Annotated in this window: 18 protein-coding genes and 1 riboswitch; of the genes, 6 read left to right on the top strand and 12 right to left on the bottom strand. The window is 62.6% G+C overall.

What is annotated here, in order from left to right; genetic code table 11:
- Nucleotides 1-5: 5 nt before the first annotated feature.
- The 7 genes from TRP66_RS14040 to TRP66_RS14070 all read right to left on the bottom strand — a co-directional run bounded on the left by TRP66_RS14040 (nucleotide 6) and on the right by TRP66_RS14070 (nucleotide 6440).
- The gene (locus TRP66_RS14040) at nucleotides 6-527 is read right to left on the bottom strand and encodes a retropepsin-like aspartic protease family protein (RefSeq protein ID WP_333403651.1); all 522 of its coding nucleotides are present in this window, start codon (nucleotides 525-527) and stop codon (nucleotides 6-8) included.
- A complete protein-coding gene (locus TRP66_RS14045) occupies nucleotides 527-1498 on the bottom strand; it encodes an esterase-like activity of phytase family protein (RefSeq protein ID WP_333403653.1) in 972 nt (323 codons plus the stop codon). Before TRP66_RS14045 ends, TRP66_RS14040 begins: the two co-directional genes overlap by 1 nt.
- Nucleotides 1495-3399: a DNA topoisomerase IV subunit B gene (gene parE, locus TRP66_RS14050; RefSeq protein WP_333403654.1), complete on the bottom strand. Its 1905-nt coding sequence runs from the start codon at nucleotides 3397-3399 to the stop codon at nucleotides 1495-1497. Before parE ends, TRP66_RS14045 begins: the two co-directional genes overlap by 4 nt.
- Nucleotides 3400-3474: 75 nt before the next feature.
- Nucleotides 3475-4092, bottom strand: coding sequence for a YqiA/YcfP family alpha/beta fold hydrolase (locus tag TRP66_RS14055; protein ID WP_333403657.1), 618 nt, complete (start codon nucleotides 4090-4092; stop codon nucleotides 3475-3477).
- Nucleotides 4093-4162: 70 nt separating this feature from the next.
- Nucleotides 4163-4966: a 3',5'-cyclic-AMP phosphodiesterase gene (gene cpdA, locus TRP66_RS14060; RefSeq protein WP_333403658.1), complete on the bottom strand. Its 804-nt coding sequence runs from the start codon at nucleotides 4964-4966 to the stop codon at nucleotides 4163-4165.
- Between the two features lie 413 nt (nucleotides 4967-5379).
- A complete protein-coding gene (locus TRP66_RS14065) occupies nucleotides 5380-5832 on the bottom strand; it encodes a DUF1249 domain-containing protein (RefSeq protein WP_333403660.1) in 453 nt (150 codons plus the stop codon).
- On the bottom strand, nucleotides 5823-6440 hold the full coding sequence (locus tag TRP66_RS14070) for an NUDIX domain-containing protein (RefSeq protein ID WP_333403662.1): 618 nt from the start codon (nucleotides 6438-6440) through the stop codon (nucleotides 5823-5825). Before TRP66_RS14070 ends, TRP66_RS14065 begins: the two co-directional genes overlap by 10 nt.
- A 207-nt stretch (nucleotides 6441-6647) precedes the next feature.
- Between TRP66_RS14070 and TRP66_RS14075 the strand changes: the two genes are divergently transcribed.
- Nucleotides 6648-7394 carry an RsiV family protein gene (locus tag TRP66_RS14075; RefSeq protein WP_333403664.1) on the top strand — a complete coding sequence of 249 codons (747 nt, stop codon included), beginning with the start codon at nucleotides 6648-6650 and terminating at the stop codon, nucleotides 7392-7394.
- Between the two features lie 57 nt (nucleotides 7395-7451).
- Here TRP66_RS14075 and thiC read toward each other — a convergent pair whose 3' ends face one another.
- Complete coding sequence (thiC, locus tag TRP66_RS14080; RefSeq protein WP_333403666.1) at nucleotides 7452-9341, bottom strand: phosphomethylpyrimidine synthase ThiC; 1890 nt, start codon at nucleotides 9339-9341, stop codon at nucleotides 7452-7454.
- 165 nt (nucleotides 9342-9506) lie between these two features.
- Nucleotides 9507-9611: riboswitch (TPP riboswitch) on the bottom strand.
- A gap of 160 nt (nucleotides 9612-9771) precedes the next feature.
- Between thiC and TRP66_RS14085 the strand changes: the two genes are divergently transcribed.
- Nucleotides 9772-11211 (top strand): TolC family outer membrane protein, encoded by a 1440-nt coding sequence (locus TRP66_RS14085; RefSeq protein WP_333403668.1) that lies wholly within the window; start codon nucleotides 9772-9774, stop codon nucleotides 11209-11211.
- A 252-nt stretch (nucleotides 11212-11463) separates the two neighbouring features.
- Here the strand turns inward: TRP66_RS14085 and waaA are convergent, their stop codons facing one another.
- Complete coding sequence (gene waaA, locus TRP66_RS14090; protein WP_333403670.1) at nucleotides 11464-12735, bottom strand: lipid IV(A) 3-deoxy-D-manno-octulosonic acid transferase; 1272 nt, start codon at nucleotides 12733-12735, stop codon at nucleotides 11464-11466.
- A 60-nt stretch (nucleotides 12736-12795) separates the two neighbouring features.
- Nucleotides 12796-13683 carry a LysR family transcriptional regulator gene (locus tag TRP66_RS14095; RefSeq protein ID WP_333403672.1) on the bottom strand — a complete coding sequence of 296 codons (888 nt, stop codon included), beginning with the start codon at nucleotides 13681-13683 and terminating at the stop codon, nucleotides 12796-12798.
- A gap of 88 nt (nucleotides 13684-13771) precedes the next feature.
- Between TRP66_RS14095 and TRP66_RS14100 the strand changes: the two genes are divergently transcribed.
- The 4 genes from TRP66_RS14100 (at nucleotide 13772) to TRP66_RS14115 (ending at nucleotide 17158) form a co-directional block, all read left to right on the top strand.
- Entirely contained in the window at nucleotides 13772-14104 is a 333-nt protein-coding gene (locus TRP66_RS14100; protein ID WP_333403674.1) for an SMR family transporter, read from the top strand.
- Nucleotides 14105-14171: 67 nt separating this feature from the next.
- Entirely contained in the window at nucleotides 14172-15347 is a 1176-nt protein-coding gene (locus tag TRP66_RS14105) for an NAD(P)/FAD-dependent oxidoreductase (RefSeq protein ID WP_333403676.1), read from the top strand.
- Nucleotides 15344-16159 (top strand): aldo/keto reductase, encoded by an 816-nt coding sequence (locus tag TRP66_RS14110; RefSeq protein WP_333403677.1) that lies wholly within the window; start codon nucleotides 15344-15346, stop codon nucleotides 16157-16159. The genes TRP66_RS14105 and TRP66_RS14110 overlap by 4 nt, the downstream gene beginning before the upstream one ends.
- Before the next feature lie 36 nt (nucleotides 16160-16195).
- Nucleotides 16196-17158 (top strand): metal ABC transporter ATPase, encoded by a 963-nt coding sequence (locus TRP66_RS14115; RefSeq protein ID WP_333403679.1) that lies wholly within the window; start codon nucleotides 16196-16198, stop codon nucleotides 17156-17158.
- 9 nt (nucleotides 17159-17167) lie between these two features.
- On the opposite strand, the gene hldE is transcribed toward TRP66_RS14115, so the two are convergent.
- Both hldE and msbA read right to left on the bottom strand, forming a co-directional pair.
- Entirely contained in the window at nucleotides 17168-18589 is a 1422-nt protein-coding gene (gene hldE, locus TRP66_RS14120) for a bifunctional D-glycero-beta-D-manno-heptose-7-phosphate kinase/D-glycero-beta-D-manno-heptose 1-phosphate adenylyltransferase HldE (protein ID WP_333403681.1), read from the bottom strand.
- Nucleotides 18590-18766: 177 nt separating this feature from the next.
- Nucleotides 18767-20569, bottom strand: a complete 1803-nt coding sequence (msbA, locus tag TRP66_RS14125; RefSeq protein WP_333403683.1) for a lipid A export permease/ATP-binding protein MsbA — start codon at nucleotides 20567-20569, stop codon at nucleotides 18767-18769.
- Between the last annotated feature and the right edge of the window lie 27 nt (nucleotides 20570-20596).

Genomic DNA, 20596 nt, shown 5'->3' on the forward strand with positions numbered 1-20596 from the left:
CCTCATCATTGCGTTGACTGGCGCAGCAGCAAGACGCCGCCACGCTGTGTGAATTCGAGTTGTTTCATTGCGCTCATGCCCAGCAGCACTTCATCGCCCTCAAGCCCCGGCGCGACCAGCGCGCGCACATCGCGCAGCACGATATCGCCCAGTTGCAGGCGGTCCAGCGTGGTTCGATAACCGCGGCTGCTGCCGTTGGCAGTACTGACCGTGACCGGCGCGCCATGACGCAGGCCGAGGCTTTCGGCGAGTTCTCCGGGCACGGCGACATCTGTAGCGCCGGTGTCGATCAGAAACTGCACGGGTCGGCCATTGATCTGCCCGGAGCTGACGAAATGCCCCTGACGATTGCCCGCCAGTTGCACCTCGATATAACCCTCGCGATGCTGCGAGCTGACCTCAGTGTTGGGGTTGTGTTGCCGGTCTTCCCAGTCACCGAAAAAGCGGGTGGCCAGAAACAGCCCCGCCGCCCAGGCCAGGATCATCAGGATCTTGCCCGCTCGCCTTCCCGGCACCGCCTGATTCATCAGGGCGCGCTCCAGCCATCTTTTGGCGCGGCGAAACGCCAGACTACCGGACGTTTTTCGCCATCGGCGCGGGCGCCGAAGTTGTTGTCGGTGCCGACCCACGCGCCGCTTTCATCCACCACCAGCGCTTCGGTCAGGCCATATGCCTGGTCATAGCGACGCGAAGGCAGACGCGCTTCGTCGCGGAACGACCAGCAGCGTTCCAGCTGGCCGGTCTCCAGGGTTCTGCGGCAGATGCGGTAGACCGAGCGCTCCAGCGTGTACAGCTTGCCGTCGTACACGGAAAGATCGGCGTAGTCCCGATTCACCGGCTTGCCGCTCTTGGCGGGCGGCGTGTCCTGTTCGGGCTCCGCAAGCAGGATGCAGCTTTTGCCGCAGGCCCATTGGTCACCTTCACGACGTACCACCAGCAGGCCGCGCTTGTCACGCTCGGCGGCCAGCCACAGCCGGTCGCCGACCGGGTCGACCGCCAGACCTTCGTAGATCGCATTGAAGTGGTGCAACATGCCTTTGCCACGCGCCTGCTCCACCAGCTCCGCCGGCAGTTTCAGCCAGCTCGCGGCACCAGTGACCGGCACTTTCAGCACCGCGCCATAAGCTTCGCTCACCACGTAGCGATTGCCCGCGGCGTCGCAGCTGATGCCTTCGAAGTCCATGCTGCCGCCCCGTACCACCGAGGACATGCCGGCCAGCGAACGCAGGTTCAACGGCAGATCGCTGTGCGGCGCCGGCGCGTCGAACTCCTGGGCTTCGGCGATCCATACGCGCTGCGCGGTGTCGAGCCGGTAGAGCACCTTGTCGTCACGGTCGGAAACCGTCCACAGCCGGCCATTGCACACCGCCAGCCCCGACAGATTGCCACCGATCATGCCGTCGACCGGATGCTCGGACACCAGCTTCAATGCCTCGACCGGCGCGGCGAACGCGGGCGCGGCCAGCAGCCAGAGGGCGGCCAGCCAGGCTCGCGTCAAACCAGAACCTCGGCCAGGTTGCCCTTGGACTCCAGCCAGCTCTTGCGATCGCCGGCGCGCTTCTTGGCCAGCAGCATGTCCATGATCTCCGAAGTCGCTGCGAAGTCGTCCAGGGTCAACTGCACCAGCCGGCGTGTATTGGGGTCCATGGTGGTTTCGCGCAACTGCGGCGGGTTCATCTCACCCAGCCCCTTGAATCGGGTGACCTGCGGCTTGCCGCGCTTCTTCTCGGCAACCAGACGGTCGAGAATCCCGTCGCGCTCGCTTTCGTCCAGGGCGTAGAAGATCTCCTTGCCCAGATCGATGCGATACAGCGGCGGCATGGCGACGTAAACGTGTCCGGCATCCACCAGCGGACGGAAATGCTGCACGAACAGCGCGCAGAGTAGCGTGGCGATGTGCAGGCCGTCGGAGTCGGCGTCGGCGAGAATGCAGATCTTGCCGTAGCGCAGCTGGCTCATGTCGGCCGCGCCGGGATCGACGCCGATGGCGACGGCAATGTTGTGCACTTCCTGGCTGGCGAGCACTTCGCCGCCGTCCACTTCCCAGGTGTTGAGGATCTTGCCGCGCAACGGCAGGATTGCCTGGAATTCCTTGTCCCGCGCCTGCTTGGCCGAACCGCCGGCGGAGTCGCCCTCTACCAGGAACAGCTCGGAACGCGCCGGGTCCTGCCCCGCGCAGTCCGCCAGCTTGCCAGGCAAGGCCGGCCCCTGGGTGATGCGCTTGCGCTCGACTTTCTTGCTGGCCTTGAGACGGCGACCGGCATTGTTGATCGCCAGCTCCGCGAGTTGCAGACCGATATCGGAATGCGTGTTGAGCCACAGGCTGAAGGCATCCTTGACCACGCCGGAGACGAACGCCGCGGCTTCTCGGGAAGACAGTCGCTCCTTGGTCTGTCCGGAGAACTGCGGCTCTTGCATCTTGGTCGAGAGTACGAAAGCGATGCGCTCCCAGACGTCTTCGGGTGCCAGCTTCACGCCACGCGGCAGCAGGTTGCGGAACTCGCAGAACTCGCGCATCGCATCCAGCAGGCCCTGGCGCAGGCCGTTGACGTGGGTGCCGCCCTGAGCGGTCGGGATCAGGTTGACGTAGCTTTCCTGAAGGCTGTCGCCACCTTCGGGCAGCCATAACAAGGCCCAGTCGACCGCTTCCTTGTTACCGGCAAAACTGCCGCAGAACGGCTCATCCGGCAGACGCAGGAAGTCGCTGACCGAATCCTGAAGGTAGGAGCGCAAGCCGTCTTCGTAATGCCAGACGACCTTCTCGCCCGTGGATTTGTCTTCGAAACTGACCGACAGACCGGGGCACAGAACCGCCTTGGCCTTGAGCACATGCTTGAGGCGGCTGACCGAGAATTTGGGGCTATCGAAATACTTGGGGTCCGGCGCGAAATAGACGCTGGTGCCGGTGTTGCGCTTGCCGACCGTGCCGATCACGGACAGCTCCGAGGCCTTGAAGCCGTCGGCGAAGGTCATTTCGTATTCGTTGCCATCGCGCTTGACCCGCACTCGCACCTGAGTGGAAAGCGCGTTGACCACGGAAATCCCCACGCCATGAAGGCCGCCGGAAAACTGGTAGTTCTTGTTGGAGAACTTGCCGCCCGCGTGCAGCTTGGTCAGGATCAGCTCGACCCCGGACACGCCTTCTTCGGGGTGAATGTCGACCGGCATGCCGCGACCGTCGTCCGCGACTTCCAGGGAGTTGTCCGCATGCAGAATGACCTGCACCGACCTGGCGTGACCGGCGAGCGCTTCGTCGACACTGTTGTCGATGACTTCCTGGGCCAGATGGTTGGGCCGCGCGGTGTCGGTGTACATGCCCGGACGTTTGCGAACCGGATCGAGGCCCGAGAGGACTTCGATGGCGTCTGCGTTATAAGAGCTAGCGCTGGGATTGGCCATGGGTTCTCGTTTCAATCGTTCATGAATATTCGGTGGTTCGATGTTCTTGCATCCGGATGACCGGACGTCGATCGCTTACAACACTGACAGGTCGATGCTGCGGCTCAGATTCGGGTCGAATCCGGCGAAGTCCAGCAGCTCGGCGATCCGCGCCGCAAAACCCTGGTAGCTGTGGTCGCCGCCGGCCTGAATGTCCAGCGCGCAATCGCGGTAAAAACGCTCGGCCCGGCGATAGTCCAGTGTTTCATCACCGGTCTGCAGCCATACCCGAATGCGCTCGGGGTCCCGAGGCGCCGGCACTTCCAGTTCGACGAGCGCCTGGATGTGATCGTGGGTCAGCTCCCAGCGCTCGCCGGTATACAGATTCTGCTGCGTGCCCAGAAAGCCGTCGAACAGCTGGTGCGGATTGACCGCCGGGTTGATCAGCACGGCCTTCAGACCATGGCGGTGCGCCAAATGAGTCGCATAGTAGCCGCCGAGCGAGCTGCCGACCAGTAATGGCCGCCCCAGCGCGGCGACGGCCTCATCCAGCTGCCGCAGCGCCTGACGCGGATGATGGTGAAGCTCCGGCACGCGCAACTGCTCGCCTAGCCCCAGGGAGTTCATCACGGCAGTCAACTGGCGGGCTTTCATCGAACGGGCCGAGCTGTTGAGGCCATGGATGTACAGCAGCGCAGGTGCGTTAGCGGTCACACGGATTCTCCTGAGGTACAGGGCAAAGCCGCGTAGTTTACAGGGACTGGCGCTTCATGACCTCATCCGCTCAGTAACCGGCGCTGTCATAGTCCGGCTCGAACGTCATGCCCTGCACTCTGGACACGCCGGTTTCCAGCTGACCATCATCGTACAGACGCAGCCAGCGGTAGCCCGGCGCGGTGGTATCGACCTTGAAGTCCACGCTGCCCGGCGCGAACTGAATGCAGGTCGAAGGTGAAGACAATAGCCTGACACCCTCGCGCACCTGATCGAACTCCTGGTGCACATGCCCCCAGAGCACGGCGCGAACCTGCGGGTATCTATCGAGCACGGCGAACAGCGCATCGGCATTGCGCAGCCCGATGGGCTTCATCCATTCGCAACCGATGTCCACCGGATGGTGATGCAGACTAACCAGATGATGCCGATCCGGCGCTTCGCCCAGCGATGCCTCCAGCAGCTCCAGCTGCGAGGGTTCCAGAAAACCCGGGACCGACCCGGGCACTGCGGAGTCCAGCAGCGTTACCCGCCACTGACCTATGTCGATGATCGGGTTCATCAAATCGCCTTGGCGCGCGACCAGCTCCATTTGCGGCAGCTCATCGTGGTTGCCCGGAAACCAGCGCACCGGCGTGGCAATCCGCCCGCTCATCTGCCGAAACGTTTCGTAGGACTCGACGCTGCCGTCCTGAGAGATATCTCCGCTGGCGATCACGTAGTCGATACCCGCCTGCTCGGCCAGCACCAGTTCCACGACCATGTCGAGGCTTTCACGGGTTTTCATGCCCAGCAGCGAACCGTCCGGCTCGGCGAACAAATGACTGTCAGACAGCTGGACCAACAGGACTGATGAAGGGGCTGAGCTGGGCAAGGCCGTCTCCCGAAAGGATTCAGCGGGGATTATGTGGTGGGAACGGGAGCGGGTAAACCCGGGAGTGTGGGTTGAGTCACATTCACCCTGTGGGAGCCGGCTTGCTGGCGAAGCTTCCGCGAGGGCGACAAATCGTTTCGACCCGGTAATCACCAGATTCAAGATACCCGCGCAGGGATGCCACCCGGGTTTGATGGTGGGAGAACTGCCGCCATCGCCAGCAAGCTGGCTCCCACGAATACCCGCCGCGCGCCAGTAGGAGCGGCCGGGCGGCGTTCCGTTTCATCCGCGATCTGCCGCAAAGCGGCAGCAGAACCGAGCGACACAGAGTTTCAGGCAGATCGGGTTATCGTTCGCCAGCAAGCTGGCTCCTACACTGCATCCGACCTGAGAAGCGGGCAGATGTGAGCAGCTCACCGCACCACTTCATACTCATGCCCGCACGCCAGGCAATGACTCAGCCACTCCCCGAGAAACAGGTTCAGCTGCGCTTTTTCATCGGGCTGGTGCATGTTGGCATTGGGATACGGATAGATCCCCCGGAAGCGGCGGGCGTGTTCGGCGCCGATGACTTCGGCCATGCGTGCGTCGTGGTAGACCTGCACTTCGAGGCTGGGTACCGGCAGCCAGGGCAGGCTGTGTTCCTGGCGGACTTGCAAGGTGGTGGTGTACGGGCACTCGGCCAGCACTTCGACGGCCAGTACGCCGAGCATCTGGTCACCCTGGGTTACGGCTACCCGACGCGAACGCTGGGCGTTGCGCATGTCGGGCAGCAGACGCATCAAGCGCGCGTAGTTGGCCTCGCAGGCGGCTTGCAGCCCGGCGAGGTCGACACGGTAGCGCTCGCGCAAAAGATTCACGACCATAATCCCCTTATCTCTGTGCGGTTCAAGGCCAGCCATTGCAAGGCAATGATGGTTGCCGCGTTCATGATTTTGCCGTCGGCGACGGCCTGCATGGCATCGTCGAACGACCAGACTGTCACGCGAATGTCTTCGCCTTCCGACTCGAGGCCGTGCAGGCCGCCCGCGCCTTCGCTGCTGCATTGACCGAGGAACAGGTGGACGTATTCGTCGCTGCCGCCCGGTGACGGAAAGTACTTGGTGATCGGCCACAAGGCACTGAACGACAGACCGGCCTCTTCCTGCGCTTCGCGGTGCGCCACTTCCTCGGGCTGTTCCTCTTTATCGATGAGTCCCGCGACCATCTCGATCAGCCAGGGATTGCCGGTCTTTTCCATCGCGCCCACGCGAAACTGTTCGATGAGCACCACTTCGTCACGTTTGGCGTCATAAGGCAGGACACACACCGCATCGTGCCGCACGAACAACTCCCGACTGATTTCCTTGCCCATGCCGCCTTCGAAAAGTTCGTGACGTACGTAGAGTTTGTCCAGTCTATAGAAGCCCTGGAAGCAGTTTTCACGCCGGGTGATTTCGAACGCCGTCGGAACGGATCGAGTGGTCTGGGTCATGGAATTCTCACTGATAGCCATCTTTGACTTCGGACCATCCTAACGCGCATCGGCACCCGGATGCAGCCCCTTTGAGATGCAGGTTAGACGCCCGTGGCGTAAAACGAATCCAATCCGCCAAGCGGCGAACCGATGCCCGGTTTTGCAGTCCAACCAGCCTGCATACGTGCATTGCAACCGCATTCACTGACACCGCCAAGGATCAACATGTCGTTACTGAGGATCACTTCACTGGTTTGCCTGGCCCTGGTGCTCGGCGCCTGCCAAAGCCTCTTCAAGCCCAACATGCGCACTCCATTGAAGGTCGAGCGCGACGCTTCCGAGCTGATCAAGCCGGGTTGCACCACGGCCGATTGTCCGCTGGTGAATATCGATACCGTACACTTTCCCGACGAGCCGAGGCTCGATGCCATCGTCCAGAAGACGTTGCTGCAACTGACCCGCACGGACTCCGACGCGCCGCTGCCATCGTCGATCAAGGATTACCAGGAGCAGTTCCTGAGCCGGGCGCAGGGCCGCAACTTCAGCTACCTGCAAGCCAAGGTGCGGGAGCAGCATGACGGTATCGTCGTGGTCGAGCTGTCGAGCTATCTGGATACTGGCGGCGCCCATGGCGATCCTGGCCGCGCATTCATCAACTATTCGCGCCAGCAGCAGAAGGTGCTGACGCTGGCCGATATGGTCGTGCCGGGCAAGGAAGGCGAGTTCTGGCAGAAGGCCGAGCTGGCGCATGTGGCCTGGCTGGCTTCGACCGGCTCGAACAAGGACACCGCGTTCATGCAGACCTGGCCGTTCAAGCGCACCCCGAACATCGCGCTGACTTACGGGGCGGTGATTCTGAAATATCCGGTAGAGACCATCGCGCCTTATTCGATGGGCCACATCGAGCTGAAGATTCCCTATCCGCAGCTCAACGGTGTGATCAAGCCGGAGCTGTTTCCAGGTCGCGGCTGATCGTCATAGCCTCTTGAAACGAGCGCCCTTGCGGCGCTCGTTTCGTTTTCAGCCGGCTCAGACTTTCTTGTACAGCTGGCTGCCTTCCTGCCTGAAACGCTCCGCCTGCTCGGCCAGCCCTTGGGCGACGTCCACGTCTACCGCTTCAATGCGCTGATTGGCAGCATACTCGCGTACTTCTTGGGTGATCTTCATCGAACAGAACTTCGGCCCACACATGGAGCAGAAATGCGCGACCTTGGCCGAATCCTTGGGCAGCGTTTCGTCATGGAAGGAGCGCGCGGTGTCCGGGTCCAGGCCGAGATTGAACTGGTCTTCCCAGCGGAATTCGAAACGCGCCTTGCTCAAGGCATTGTCACGGATCTGCGCGCCGGGATGGCCCTTGGCAAGGTCGGCCGCGTGCGCGGCGATCTTGTAGGTGATGATGCCGGTCTTGACGTCATCCTTGTTCGGCAGGCCCAGATGCTCCTTGGGCGTGACGTAGCAGAGCATGGCGCAACCGAACCAGCCGATCATTGCCGCGCCGATTCCCGAGGTGATGTGGTCATAACCGGGTGCGATATCGGTCGTCAGCGGACCGAGCGTGTAGAACGGTGCCTCGTCGCAGCATTCCAGCTGCTTGTCCATGTTCTCCTTGATCAGTTGCATCGGCACGTGCCCCGGACCTTCGATCATGGTCTGCACGTCATGCTTCCAGGCGATTTTGGTCAGTTCACCGAGGGTTTCCAGCTCGCCGAACTGCGCGGCGTCGTTGGCGTCGGCAATCGAACCCGGACGCAGGCCGTCACCCAGCGAGAAGCTGACGTCGTACGCCTTCATGATTTCGCAGATGTCTTCGAAATGGGTGTAAAGGAAGTTTTCCTTGTGATGCGCCAGGCACCACTTGGCCATGATCGAACCGCCACGGCTGACAATACCGGTGACCCGCTTGGCGGTCAGCGGCACGTAGCGCAGCAGCACGCCGGCATGGATCGTGAAATAGTCGACACCTTGCTCAGCCTGCTCGATCAGGGTGTCGCGGAACAGCTCCCAGGTCAGGTCCTCGGCCACGCCGCCGACTTTTTCCAGCGCCTGGTAGATCGGCACCGTACCGATGGGCACCGGCGAGTTGCGGATGATCCATTCGCGGGTTTCGTGAATGTGCTTGCCGGTGGACAGGTCCATGACGGTGTCCGAACCCCAGCGAATCCCCCAGGTCAGCTTGGCGACTTCCTCTTCGATGGAAGACCCCAGCGCACTGTTGCCGATATTGCCGTTGATCTTCACCAGGAAGTTGCGGCCGATGATCATCGGTTCCAGCTCGACGTGGTTAATGTTGGCGGGAATGATCGCCCTGCCCCGGGCGATTTCCTCGCGCACGAATTCCGGGGTAATTTCCTTCGGAATGCTGGCCCCGAAACTGTGCCCGGCGTGTTGCTGGGTCAGCAGGCCGGCGGCGCGGGCTTCCTGAAGTTTCATGTTTTCGCGGATGGCGACGTATTCCATCTCGGCGGTGATGATGCCTTTGCGCGCGTAGTGCATCTGGCTGACGTTGGCCCCGGCGCGAGCGCGGCGCGGGTTGCGCACGTGAGCGAACCGCAGCGCGGTCAGCTCGGCATCGTTGAGGCGCTGCTGGCCAAAGTTCGAACTCAATCCGGCGAGGCGTTCCGTGTCGTTGCGCGATTCGATCCAGGGCGAGCGCACGTCCGCCAGCCCCTTGCGCACATCGATCACGACCTCGGGATCGGTATAAGGGCCGGAAGTGTCGTAGACGGTGACCGGCGCATTGATTTCCCCGCCGAAGTCGGTGGGCGTCACGTCAAGGCTGATCTCGCGCATCGGCACGAGAATGTCGGGACGCGAGCCTTGCACGTAGATTTTCCGGGAACGGGCGAACGGCTGTATCGATCCGGAATCCACCTGCGCGGATTCACTCAAATGGGTGGCGTTTTTTGCTTTTATCGTCATCACGGTCTCTCCAGACATCCAGCGGCGGATTGATTGTCGGAGTGACCTGACGGGGACGGACGCCAGCCCCAAAGCGGGAGAAACGACCGTTTGTGAATATCGAAGGCGTGGACCGTTCAATTTCTGAACGAAAGACCCCGGACGATACTCAAGAGGACTCGCCGGGAGACGAGCAATCTTGTTCCCTACGCAGGCGCTAACCTGATCAGGTTCAACGGGATCCGGTTTAACCGATCTCAGCCTCATAGCAAGGCACCCCGACAAGAACGTCGCCAGTCTATGATGCGGGCGCCAGGGAACGCCAGCGTATTCGTATTGGTCTGGATGAAGGGTTAAAAAATGGCGCATTGTTGCAGCCCATTGTCTGCCTCTACACTCGCTGTCCGGTACTCACCGATCCGCGATCAATTACATGAACAGGGAACGCCTCATGCTGCGCAAACTTTCGTTGGTCATTGCCGTCTCGCTTGGGTCCGGCGAGCTGGCTCTGGCAGCGGATCCTCCCCCTCCCACCCGCACCGGGCTGGTCAGTGTCTATCAGCAGGCGGTCGACAATAATGCCGACCTCGCGGCGGCCCGCGCCGATTATCAGGCGCGCCGGGAAGGTGTGCCGCAGGCCCGCGCCGGGCTGCTGCCCAATCTGTCGGCCAGCGCGCAGACCAACGATACCCGCACCAGCATCGACCAGCCTCGCGCCACGCTCAGCCGCAGCGGCACGATCTATCAGGCGAGTCTGAGCCAGCCGATATTCCGCGCCGACCGCTGGTTCCAGCTGCAGGCGGCCGAGGCTGTCAACGAGCAGGCCGCGCTGGAGCTGTCGGCCACCGAGCAGAATCTGATCCTGCAATCGGCGCAAAGCTACTTTGCCGTGCTTCGCGCCCAGGACAACCTCGCGTCGACCAAGGCCGAGGAAGCTGCCTTCGGTCGACAGCTGGATCAGGCCAACGAGCGCTTCAATGTCGGTCTGTCGGACAAGACCGACGTGCTGCAGGCGCAAGCCAGTCACGATACCGCCCGCGCCAACCGGATTATCGCCCAGCGCCAAGTGGATGATGCTTTCCAGGCGCTGGTGACGCTGACCAATCGCGAATACAACTCCATCGAAGGCATCGTGCATACCCTGCCGGTGCTGGCGCCGACGCCCAACGACGCCAAGGCCTGGGTAGACACCGCCTCGCGGCAGAACCTCAACCTGCAGGCGATCAACTACGCCGTCGATGCCGCGCAGGAGACTGTCCGCCAGCGCAAGGCCGGCCATGCGCCCACCGTGGATGCGGTCGCGACCTATGCTCGCGGCGACAACGATGCCTTCGAGCTCAGCAACCCCAATTACACCGGACAGAATTACAGCGGCGACGTGTCGCAACGCTCGATCGGTGTGCAACTGAACATTCCGCTCTACAGCGGCGGCCTGACCAGTTCGCAGGTTCGCGAGGCGTATGCCCGGCTGAGCCAGAGCGAGCAGCGCCGTGAGGGTCTGCGGCGTCAGGTCGTCGAGGACACCCGCAACCTGCATCGGGCGGTCAACACCGACGTCGAGCAGGTTCAGGCGCGCAAGCAGTCGATCATCTCCAACCAGAGCGCGCTGGAAGCCACCGAAATCGGCTATCAGGTGGGAACGCGCAATATCGTCGACGTGCTGGATGCGCAGCGCCAGCTCTATGCCTCGGTTCGTGATTACAACAACACGCGTTATGACTACATCATCGACAATCTGCGTCTGAAGCAGGCAGCGGGCACCTTGAACCCTGGTGATCTCCAGGAACTGGCTCGCTATCTCAAGCCCGACTACAACCCGGACAAGGATTTCCTGCCGCCCGACCTGGCAGCGCAGGCGCGCAAGAATTTCGAGAGGCCTGCGCAGAGGTAATCGGCGACCAAGCGCCTGACATAGGCGTCGTCCCCGTCGCGAGCAAGCTCCCTCCCACATTGGTCGAGTCGCCTCGACATCAGCGGTTGAAATGCGGTCCATGTGGGAGGGAGCTTGCTCGCGACGCAGACAACGCATTTTGCCTGGCGCACCGGATAACCTGGTCTAACTGCCGCTTCGCGTCAGATCGCCAGCAAGCTGGCTCCTACAGGTACGGTGATCGTAGGAGCCAGCTTGCTGGCGATAAGGCGATCATCCTTCAGCTGCAATCAGATCCAGTAAACGCTGCAAGGCGCCCTGATTGGCCTTCATTACGCGCAAACCTGCGTCAGCCATGGCGTTGGCCATTTCCGGCCGGTCGATCAAACGCTGTACAGCGGCAGCCAGCGCCGCAGCGTCATTGACCTCCTGAAGCGCACCTGCCTCCCGCAACATCGCCGCGATCTCCAGGAAATTGAACAGGTGCGGGCCGCTCAGCACCGGCTTGGCCAGCGCCGCCGGCTCCAGCAGGTTGTGACCGCCGTTAGGCACCAGGCTGCCGCCGACGAACGCCACGTCTGCCAGGGCATACAGGAACAGCAGCTCGCCCATGGTGTCGCCGAGCAGCACCGATATTCCGGTCGTGACCGCCTGCCCGCTGGAACGCCGGACCGTGACAAAGCCTTGCTGTAGACACAAGTCATGCACGCTGCCGAATCGCTCGGGGTGACGCGGCACCAGAATCAGCAGCGCGTCGGGATGGCTGGCGAGCAACTGACGATGGGCGGCCAGCATGCTTTCGTCCTCACCGGCATGGGTGCTGGCGGCGATCCAGACCGGACGCTCGTCCGCTTGCCAGTCTGTCCGCAGCCGGGCTGCGGACAGCGGCAGTTGCGGGTCGATGGTCAGGTCGAATTTGATAGAGCCGGTCACCGTCACGCATTCGGGACGTGCGCCCAGCTTGAGGAAGCGCTGCGCTTCCGCTTCGGTCTGCACCGCGAATCCGCTGATTTCAGCCAGCATCGGCCCGGTCAGTTTCGAGAACCGGCCATATCCGCGCGCGGACCGCTCGGAAAGCCTGGCATTGGCGATGATGACCGGAATGCCGCGCCGCGCGCACTGATGAATATGGTTGGGCCACAGCTCGGTTTCCATGAAGATCCCCAGCCGCGGTTGGACCCGGTCGAGAAAACGCGCCGCAGCCCAGGGCAGGTCATACGGCAGGTAGCAGTGCTGAACGCGCGGTTCGGCGGCGAACAGGGCGCGGATTCGCTCCGAACCGGTTGGCGTCATGCAGGTAACGGTGATCGGCGCATCCGGGTATTGCTTGAGCAACGCCCGAATCATCGGCGCGGCCGCGATGCTCTCGCCCACCGATACCGCGTGAACCCAGATACCGCCGGGTTGCATCGCAGGCAGCCCGAGGGCGAAGCGCTCGCCGATGCGCTGTCGATAAGCTGGCGCTTTACGCCCGCGCAGCCACAGGCGCAGGGCAATAAGCGGCAATCCAAGGTGAAACAACAGGGTATAAAAGGTTCTGTTCATGGCGGCGGAGTCTACTAGGAACCGTGACAAAAGGTCATGCGGGGAGGGATGCCGGATGGTTCAGCCAATGGCCTGCAAATGGTGAGCGAAACGCTCGGCCAGCCATTGCGCGGCGGGACCCAGGGGTTCGTCGCGCCGCCAGGCCAGCTCCACGATCAGCGCCGGAGGCCGCCACTCACAGGGCAGCTCGACCATGTGCGCCTGATAGGTCGGATATTGCACCACATGCCGGGGCAGCCATGCCCAGCCCAGTCCGCGCATCAACAATTCGGCCATGGCGTAGAAGCTGTCGGCGCGCCAGACCTGCGGACTGACCGCCTCGCCCCCCGGATAATCGCTCTGCTGGGGCGTGATCAGCAATTGCCGGTGGCGCGCCAGTTGCTGGCGGGTGACCCGACCGGAGCCCGCCAGCGGGTGGCCGACCGCGCAGACCGTGACCATTTCCACACTGCCCAGCGCGCTGCGCTCCAGCGACTCGGGGATACGCTCGTGATGGAAGAAAAGCCCCAGGTCGGCCTGGCGCTGGTCAAGCCTGCGCGCCACGTCGCCCTGGGCAGCGCTGGTCAGTTGCACTTGCAGGTAGGGAAAGCGACTGGCCAGCTCATCCAGGCTGTCGATCACCGGCTGATAAGGCATGGCTTCGTCCTGTGCCACGCGCAGCAAGGCTTCCTGGCCGCGCATCAACGCAAGCGCCCGACCGTCCAGACGTTCGCACTGGCGCAGCAATTCACGGGCATCTTCAAGCAAGGCAGCACCGCTGTCGGTCAAGCGCGGCTGGCGACCACTGCTGCGCTCGAACAGCGTGACGCCAAGGTCCGCCTCCAGCAGCGCGATAGCGTTGCTGACCGCCGACTGGGCTTTGTGCTGCTCGCGCGCCACTGCGGAAAACGACCGCAGTTCGGCGGTTCTGAGGAACAGACGCAGTTGCTCCAGATTCCAACGTTCCATCCCGACCTATCTCCTTCAGGGATAGGTAATGACTTTACCCCATCTGGCCACTGCCTAGAATGCGCCGTTCGACTTAGAGGAAATGCTCATGAACGCTTACTACCTGCTGGCTATTGCGATTACCGCCGAGGTGATCGCCACCACCTCCATGAAGGCCGTCAAGGGGCTCAGCACGCCCCTGCCGCTGGCGCTGGTGATCGTCGGGTATGCCATTGCGTTCTGGATGTTGATTCTGGTGGTCCGCACCATTCCGGTCGGCGTGACCTACGCCATCTGGTCCGGACTGGGGATCGTGCTGGTCAGCATCGCGGCCTTTTTCATCTACGGGCAGAAGCTGGATCTGCCGGCCATGCTGGGCATGGGGCTGATCGTGCTCGGCGTGGTGGTCATCCAGCTGTTCTCGAAAACGGCCGGGCACTGAATTTTGTAAACACCCTCAGAGAGACGGTCCCCTATAATGCGCGGACTCTTTTCCCACCGAGGTACCCATGCCAGCTGCTATTTCCACTGACGTTCTGATTGTCGGCGCGGGCGTGGCCGGGCTCTGGCTCAACGCGCGACTGCGCCGTCAGGGGTTTTCCACGATTCTGGTGGAAAGCGCGAGCCTGGGTGGAGGGCAGAGCCTGAAATCCCAGGGGATCATTCACGGTGGCGCAAAATATGCGTTGCACGGCGCATTGTCTGGCGCCTCCGAGGCCATCGCCGACATGCCCCGCCGCTGGCGCGAAGCGCTGGCCGGCAAGGGCGAACTGGATCTGTCCGGCGTTCGCGTGTTGTCCGAGGCGCATTACCTGTGGTCGCCCGGCACGCTTGCGGGCAATCTGACCAGCTTCTTTGCCAGCAAGGCCGTGCGCGGCCGCGTCGATCAGGTCAAGGGCGACCAGTTGCCGCCCGCGCTGCAAAATCCTCGCTTCAAGGGCAAGGTCTATCGGCTCGCCGAGCTGGTGGTCGACGTACCGAGCCTGATCCAGCGTCTTGCCGAACTGGCCGATGACGGCCTGCTGGCCGGGCAGGTCATCGAGCCGCTGCTGGAGGGCGGCGAGCTGGTTGGCCTGCGCGTCGACGGCCGTGAGATCCGCGCACAGCGCATCGTGCTCAGCGCCGGCGCGGGCACGGCGGATCTGCTCAAGGAACTGGGCGTCTCCCAGCCGCAGATGCAGCGCCGCCCACTGCACATGGTGCTGGTCAAGGGCCCCACGCTCAAGCCACTGTTTGCCCATTGCCTGGGTGGCGGGCCCAAGCCGCGTATCACGGTCACCACCCATCCGGCCGCCGACGGTCAGTGCGTCTGGTATCTGGGCGGTGATCTGGCCGAAGCCGATGGTGTCGCTCGCGAACCGCAGGCGCAGATCGCTGTTGCCCGCAAGGAACTCGAAGCCTTGCTGCCGTGGGTAGACCTCAGTGAGGCGCAATGGGCGACCCTGCGAGTGGATCGCGCCGAACCTGCTCAGTCCGGTCTGGTGCGCCCCGATAACGCTTACGTGGACATCCAGCAGCGCCTGATGGTCGGCTGGCCGACCAAACTGGCCCTTGCGCCTGACTTCGCCGACCGCGTACTGGCAGCGCTGTCGCGCGACGGCATTCATCCAACGCCCCAACCTGCCTTCAAAGACCTGCCGCGTCCGCCTTTGGCGACGCCCGTCTGGGATCAGCTGCTGCCATGACCCTCAAGACCCTCCACGATCTGCACCGCCCGCTGGGCGCTACCGGGCTGAGCGTTTCGCCGCTGGGCCTGGGCACTGTGAAACTTGGCCGCGACCAGGGGGTGAAGTACCCCAACGGCTTCAAGATTCCGGACGACGAACAGGCGCGCATGCTGTTGAAGCTGGCGCACGACATGGGCATCAACCTGATCGACACCGCGCCGGCCTATGGCACTAGCGAAGAACGCCTCGGCCCGCTGCTGCGCGGCCAGCGCCAGCAGTGGGTCATCGTCAGCAAGGTCGGCGAGGAATTCGAGAACGGCCAGTCCCGGCACGATTTCAGCGCCGAGCACACACGCTTGTCGGTCGAGCGTAGCCTGAAGCGTCTGGAAACCGATTTTCTCGATCTGGTGCTGGTGCATTCCGACGGCAACGATCTGGCGATTCTTGAGGAAACGGCGGTATATCCCACCCTTGCCGAGTTGAAACGCGAGGGCAAGATCCGCGCTTTCGGTTTTTCCGGCAAGACCGTCGACGGCGGACTGCGGGCATTGCACGACGGTGACTGCGCAATGGTTACCTACAATCTCAATGAACAGGCCGAAAAGGCCGTTATCGATTACGCCGCAGCGCACGACAAAGCCATTCTGGTCAAGAAGGCGCTGGCGAGCGGGCACGTCTGCCTGAGCCCCGGCGTGGACCCGGTGCAGGCCAGTTTTCAGTTGCTGTTCGAGCACCCCGGCGTCGCGAGTGCTATCGTCGGGACCATCAATCCGCTGCATCTGGCGCATAACGTCGCCAGCGCCGCTGCCGTGATTCGCCGTCAAGCCTGATGTAGGCGGCCGACCCCAACGCAAGAAGGAGCCGATATGCCGCGAACGCTGATCCGCAAGAACCCCAGCAACTTCAAAACCCTTCCGCTGTTCGTGGAAGCCACGCCGGAAGGGTTGAGTTACCAGAGCGTCGGCATGCCGATGAACTTCGCGCAGACGTTGCAGCGCCGTCGTCGGATCGAGGTTCCGGATACCGAGCGATTCGCGACCGAGCTGGCCAACCTGGGCGTATCGATCCGCCTCACCATCAGCTGGCAGAATCGCGACTACTGGGTGCTGGTCCGCCAGAGACGCCAGGATCGTGGCGACGTGGTGCTCAAGCTGATCTCGGGTTATGTGCCGGCCCATGAGCTGAACCTGCCGCTGCACACGGCCATCCAGGAAGTCGCCGAGGAATGCCTGATCGAGACGCCGCAGGGCTGGCTCAGCGGCCGTTTCAAGGACACCTGGCTGCCGGCGCCCTATGCGGCGGCCCTGCATTATCGCGAGGCACTGCCCTTTCGCCTGACGCCGCTGTCCGGCGCGGCGAGACCCATCAAATGCGGCACCCTGAACCTGATCGAGCGTCCGCGCGCCTATGTCCACCTGCCCACGGCGTCGTTGCAGCTGATCTACGACATGCGCCTGGAAATTCCCAGAGAGGCTCGCCCGGTCAGCCTGTTTCACGTCGATGAAGCGCTGGAGAACGACGAACTGGTGGCGCGCCTTAACCGCAGCAAACCCGATCTGTACTTGATGCCGCTGGAAAACGGCACGCCGGTGCCGGAGCTTTATACACTCAAGCGGGACAAACTGGTTGCGGCCGGGACGCGCGGGCTTTATCTGGCGGAAAGCTTTGCGGTGCAGGAAGGCTGGGTGGTGCGCGACGAACGCATTCGCTGGAAAGACTGGCTGCGCCAGCAGGGTGTCGCTCCGGCACCACGCCCAAGCGGACTCAAGCGCCTGACCGGTCGGGCCAGGGCGCTACTGGAGTTGGCGCGCAGCAGTCTGAGCAAGTGACCGCCAGGGTCACTGCTTGCGGATCTTCTCGACGATAGCGGTGGTCGAGCTGTTCTCGACCAGCCCCAGCACCTTCACCTCACCGCCATAGACTTGCACGATGTCGGCGCCGACCACCTGATCGATCGAATAGTCGCCGCCCTTGACCAGCACATCCGGCCGCACGTGGCTGAGCAGATTCTCGGGCGTGTCTTCAGGGAAAGAGATCACCCAGTCCACCGCGCCCAGGCCCGCCAGCACCGCCATGCGCCGGTCGACGCTGTTGATCGGACGGCCAGGACCTTTCAGTCGGCTCACCGACGCATCGTCGTTGATCGCCACGATCAGACGGTCGCCCTGGGCACGCGCCTGCTCCAGGTAGGTCACATGTCCGGCGTGAAGGATGTCGAAGCAGCCATTGGTGAACACGATCTTTTCTTTGTGAGCGCGTGCGTCTTCAACCGCCAGCTGCAATTGCTCCAGCCCCAACACGCCACGCTCCGAACCTTCCTCGCGCTGAATCGCGCGGCGCAGCTCGGGCGCGCTGATAGCAGCGGTGCCCAGCTTGCCGACCACGATACCCGCCGCCAGATTCGCCAGACCCACTGCGTTGGGCAGGTCCTCGCCTGCGGCAAGCGCGGCGGCCAGGGTGGAAATCACGGTATCGCCGGCGCCGGTGACGTCGAACACTTCACGAGCGCGAGCCGGCAAGTGCAGCGCGTTCTGGTCCGGACGCAACAGGGTCATGCCATGCTCGCCACGGGTCACCAGCAGCGCACCGAGTTCGAGTTCGGCCATCAACTGCGCGCCTTTGGCGACCAGCTCGGTTTCGTCCGAGCAATGACCGACGATCGCTTCGAATTCGCTCAGGTTGGGCGTGATGATGCTCGCGCCCCGATAGATACCGAAATCCTTGCCTTTGGGATCGGCCAGGACCGGAATGTCGCGCGCACGGGCGGCGCGGATCAACGCCTGATGATTTTTCAGGGCGCCTTTGCCGTAGTCGGACAGCACCAGCACCTTCACGCCGTCAAGCAGGCTTTCGACCTCTTCGCTCAGCGCCACGGCGTCGGTGGCGAAAGGCTCTTCGAAATCGATTCGCAACAGTTGCTGATGACGGCTCATGACCCGCAGCTTGACGATGGTCGGCTGAGTGGCGATGCGCTGGAAACGTGCTGCGACACCAGCAGCGGACAGGCTGTTGGTCAGACTGTCGGCGGCCTCGTCCGCGCCGGTCACACCCACCAGCGAAGCGGGCGCGCCAAGAGCGGCGATGTTCAAGGCAACGTTGGCGGCGCCGCCGGGACGATCCTCGATCTGATCGACCTTGACCACCGGCACCGGCGCTTCGGGAGAAATCCGCGAGGTGCCACCATGCCAGTATCGGTCGAGCATGACATCGCCCACCACCAGGACAGGCGCTTGGTCGAAACGCGGCATGGACAACTTCATCGAACAACCCGTACTAAGAATGAACAGGGGCGGAATCTTAGCACAGGGTTTGGAACAGACTGATCCTCGGGTGCTGTAGAAAGTCTCCGGTCAGGCCTCAAGCGTAGGCGCGTTCGCCGGTTCTGCCTACAGACCGTTCGGCGGCGCGCCATGATCCACGCGCGCCGCCCTCGCCGATCAGACCGCGCCGACCGGCTTCGGCTCGTCGAGGCCCATGGCGTGCAGGCGCGAGTAATAGCCGTTGCGAGCCAGCAGTTCGGCGTGGGTTCCGCGCTCTACGATGCGCCCGGCGTCCATGACCAGAATCAGGTCGGCCTTCTCGATGGTCGACAGGCGATGCGCGATCACCAAGGTGGTGCGACCTTTCATGACCTGATCCAGAGCGGCCTGAATGTGCCGTTCGGATTCAGTATCGAGGGCCGAAGTCGCTTCGTCGAGAATCAGCAGCGGCGAGTTCTTGAGCAGCGCCCGGGCGATCGCCAGACGCTGGCGCTGGCCGCCGGACAACAGGACACCGTTTTCGCCGACCTGCGTGTCGAAATCCTGAGGTAACCGGTCGATGAATTCCTTGGCATAGGCGTCGGCCGCCGCTGCTTCGATATCGGCCCGTGGTGCGCCAGCCAGATCACCATAGGCAATGTTGTTCGCCACGCTGTCATTGAACAGCGTGACGTGCTGAGTCACCTGGGAGATATGGCGACGCAGGTTTCGTAGCCGATAATCATTGATATCGACGCCATCGAGCAGAATATTGCCGGTTTCGTGAGCATAAAAACGAGGAATCAGATTCGCCAGCGTCGATTTGCCGCTGCCGGACCGCCCCACCAGAGCAATCATCTGCCCAGGCTCTGCGCTGAAGCTGATGTCATTGAGGACCGAGCGCTCGGTTTCCGGATAGGTAAAGCTCAGGTTTCGAACTTCCAGCCGGCCGGTGACCTTTTCTTTCTCGACGGTCCCGGTGTCGGCTTCAGGCTCGACGTCCAGTTGCTCGAAGATGCTTTCGGCACCGGCAACGCCCTTCTGGATGGTCGAGCTGACTTCCGAGAGCTGACGGATCGGTTTGGGCAACAGGCCCGCCGCGGTGATATACGCAACCAGATCCCCTGCCGATGCTTCGCCGCGCAGGAACAGCACCAGAAACATCAGGGTCGCCATCGCGGTGTAGATCACCAGCTGCAGCATCGGCGTGTAGATCGCCCCGGTGCGGGTCATGCGCAGCTGCTTTTCGGTGTTGCTGTTACTGGCACGGGCAAAACGATCCTGCTCGTACTGTTCGCCGCCGAAGCTGCGCACTACCCGGTAACCCTGAATGGTTTCCGAGGCGACGTGGGTGACGTCACCCATGGCGACCTGAATCTTCTTGCTCTGCTTGCGAAACTTCTTGCTGGCGGTGCCCACCATGAACGCAATCAGCGGCAGGATTGCGACCATCACCAGCGTCAGCTTCCAGTTCATCCAGAGCAAATAGGCGAACAGGAAGATCACGGTCAGGCCTTCGCGAATCACGACCTTGATCGCGTCGGTGGCCGCGCCGGTGACCATGGTGACGTTGAAGGTAATGCGCGAAATCAGGTGACCCGAGTTATGGGTGTCGAAATAACGGTTGGGCAGCACCAGCAGCTTGTTGAACAGCTCGACACGCAGGTCGTGGACCAGTCCGAGGGAAACCTTCGCCAGGAAATAGTTGCCCAGGAACGAACCGAGGCCCTGCCAGGCGGCGATCAGGACAATCAGCAGCGGCACCACCTGCAGCAGCTTCAGATCCTGCAGGTACGGCACGTTGGGAAACAGGACCGCGTCGGAGTTGGTCAACCCGTCGACGAAGTACTTGAGGATGCCGGCCAGCATCGGTTGTGTAGACGCGAAGATCACGAAACCGATGATACTGAGCAGGAAAATGCCTGCGTACGGACGCACATACGACAGCAAGCGGAAATAGATTTTCACGCTGGAAGTGGCGGACGATTCGGAGGGTTTCATGAGAATCCGTCGTGTCAAAAAGAGGCC

It is taken from the genome of Pseudomonas sp. JDS28PS106 (assembly GCF_036706555.1).
Classification (GTDB): Bacteria; Pseudomonadota; Gammaproteobacteria; order Pseudomonadales; family Pseudomonadaceae; genus Aquipseudomonas.

Bases quoted from the DNA above. Each gene is read 5' to 3' on its own strand.
- TRP66_RS14040 (WP_333403651.1), bottom strand. From the start codon at position 527: ATGAATCAGGCGGTGCCGGGAAGGCGAGCGGGCAAGATCCTGATGATC.
- parE (WP_333403654.1), bottom strand. From the start codon at position 3,399: ATGGCCAATCCCAGCGCTAGCTCTTATAACGCAGACGCCATCGAAGTC.
- TRP66_RS14065 (WP_333403660.1), bottom strand. From the start codon at position 5,832: ATGGTCGTGAATCTTTTGCGCGAGCGCTACCGTGTCGACCTCGCCGGG.
- TRP66_RS14070 (WP_333403662.1), bottom strand. From the start codon at position 6,440: ATGACCCAGACCACTCGATCCGTTCCGACGGCGTTCGAAATCACCCGG.
- TRP66_RS14075 (WP_333403664.1), top strand. From the start codon at position 6,648: ATGTCGTTACTGAGGATCACTTCACTGGTTTGCCTGGCCCTGGTGCTC.
- thiC (WP_333403666.1), bottom strand. From the start codon at position 9,341: ATGACGATAAAAGCAAAAAACGCCACCCATTTGAGTGAATCCGCGCAG.
- TRP66_RS14085 (WP_333403668.1), top strand. From the start codon at position 9,772: ATGCTGCGCAAACTTTCGTTGGTCATTGCCGTCTCGCTTGGGTCCGGC.
- waaA (WP_333403670.1), bottom strand. From the start codon at position 12,735: ATGAACAGAACCTTTTATACCCTGTTGTTTCACCTTGGATTGCCGCTT.
- TRP66_RS14095 (WP_333403672.1), bottom strand. From the start codon at position 13,683: ATGGAACGTTGGAATCTGGAGCAACTGCGTCTGTTCCTCAGAACCGCC.
- TRP66_RS14100 (WP_333403674.1), top strand. From the start codon at position 13,772: ATGAACGCTTACTACCTGCTGGCTATTGCGATTACCGCCGAGGTGATC.
- TRP66_RS14105 (WP_333403676.1), top strand. From the start codon at position 14,172: ATGCCAGCTGCTATTTCCACTGACGTTCTGATTGTCGGCGCGGGCGTG.
- TRP66_RS14110 (WP_333403677.1), top strand. From the start codon at position 15,344: ATGACCCTCAAGACCCTCCACGATCTGCACCGCCCGCTGGGCGCTACC.
- TRP66_RS14115 (WP_333403679.1), top strand. From the start codon at position 16,196: ATGCCGCGAACGCTGATCCGCAAGAACCCCAGCAACTTCAAAACCCTT.
- hldE (WP_333403681.1), bottom strand. From the start codon at position 18,589: ATGAAGTTGTCCATGCCGCGTTTCGACCAAGCGCCTGTCCTGGTGGTG.
- msbA (WP_333403683.1), bottom strand. From the start codon at position 20,569: ATGAAACCCTCCGAATCGTCCGCCACTTCCAGCGTGAAAATCTATTTC.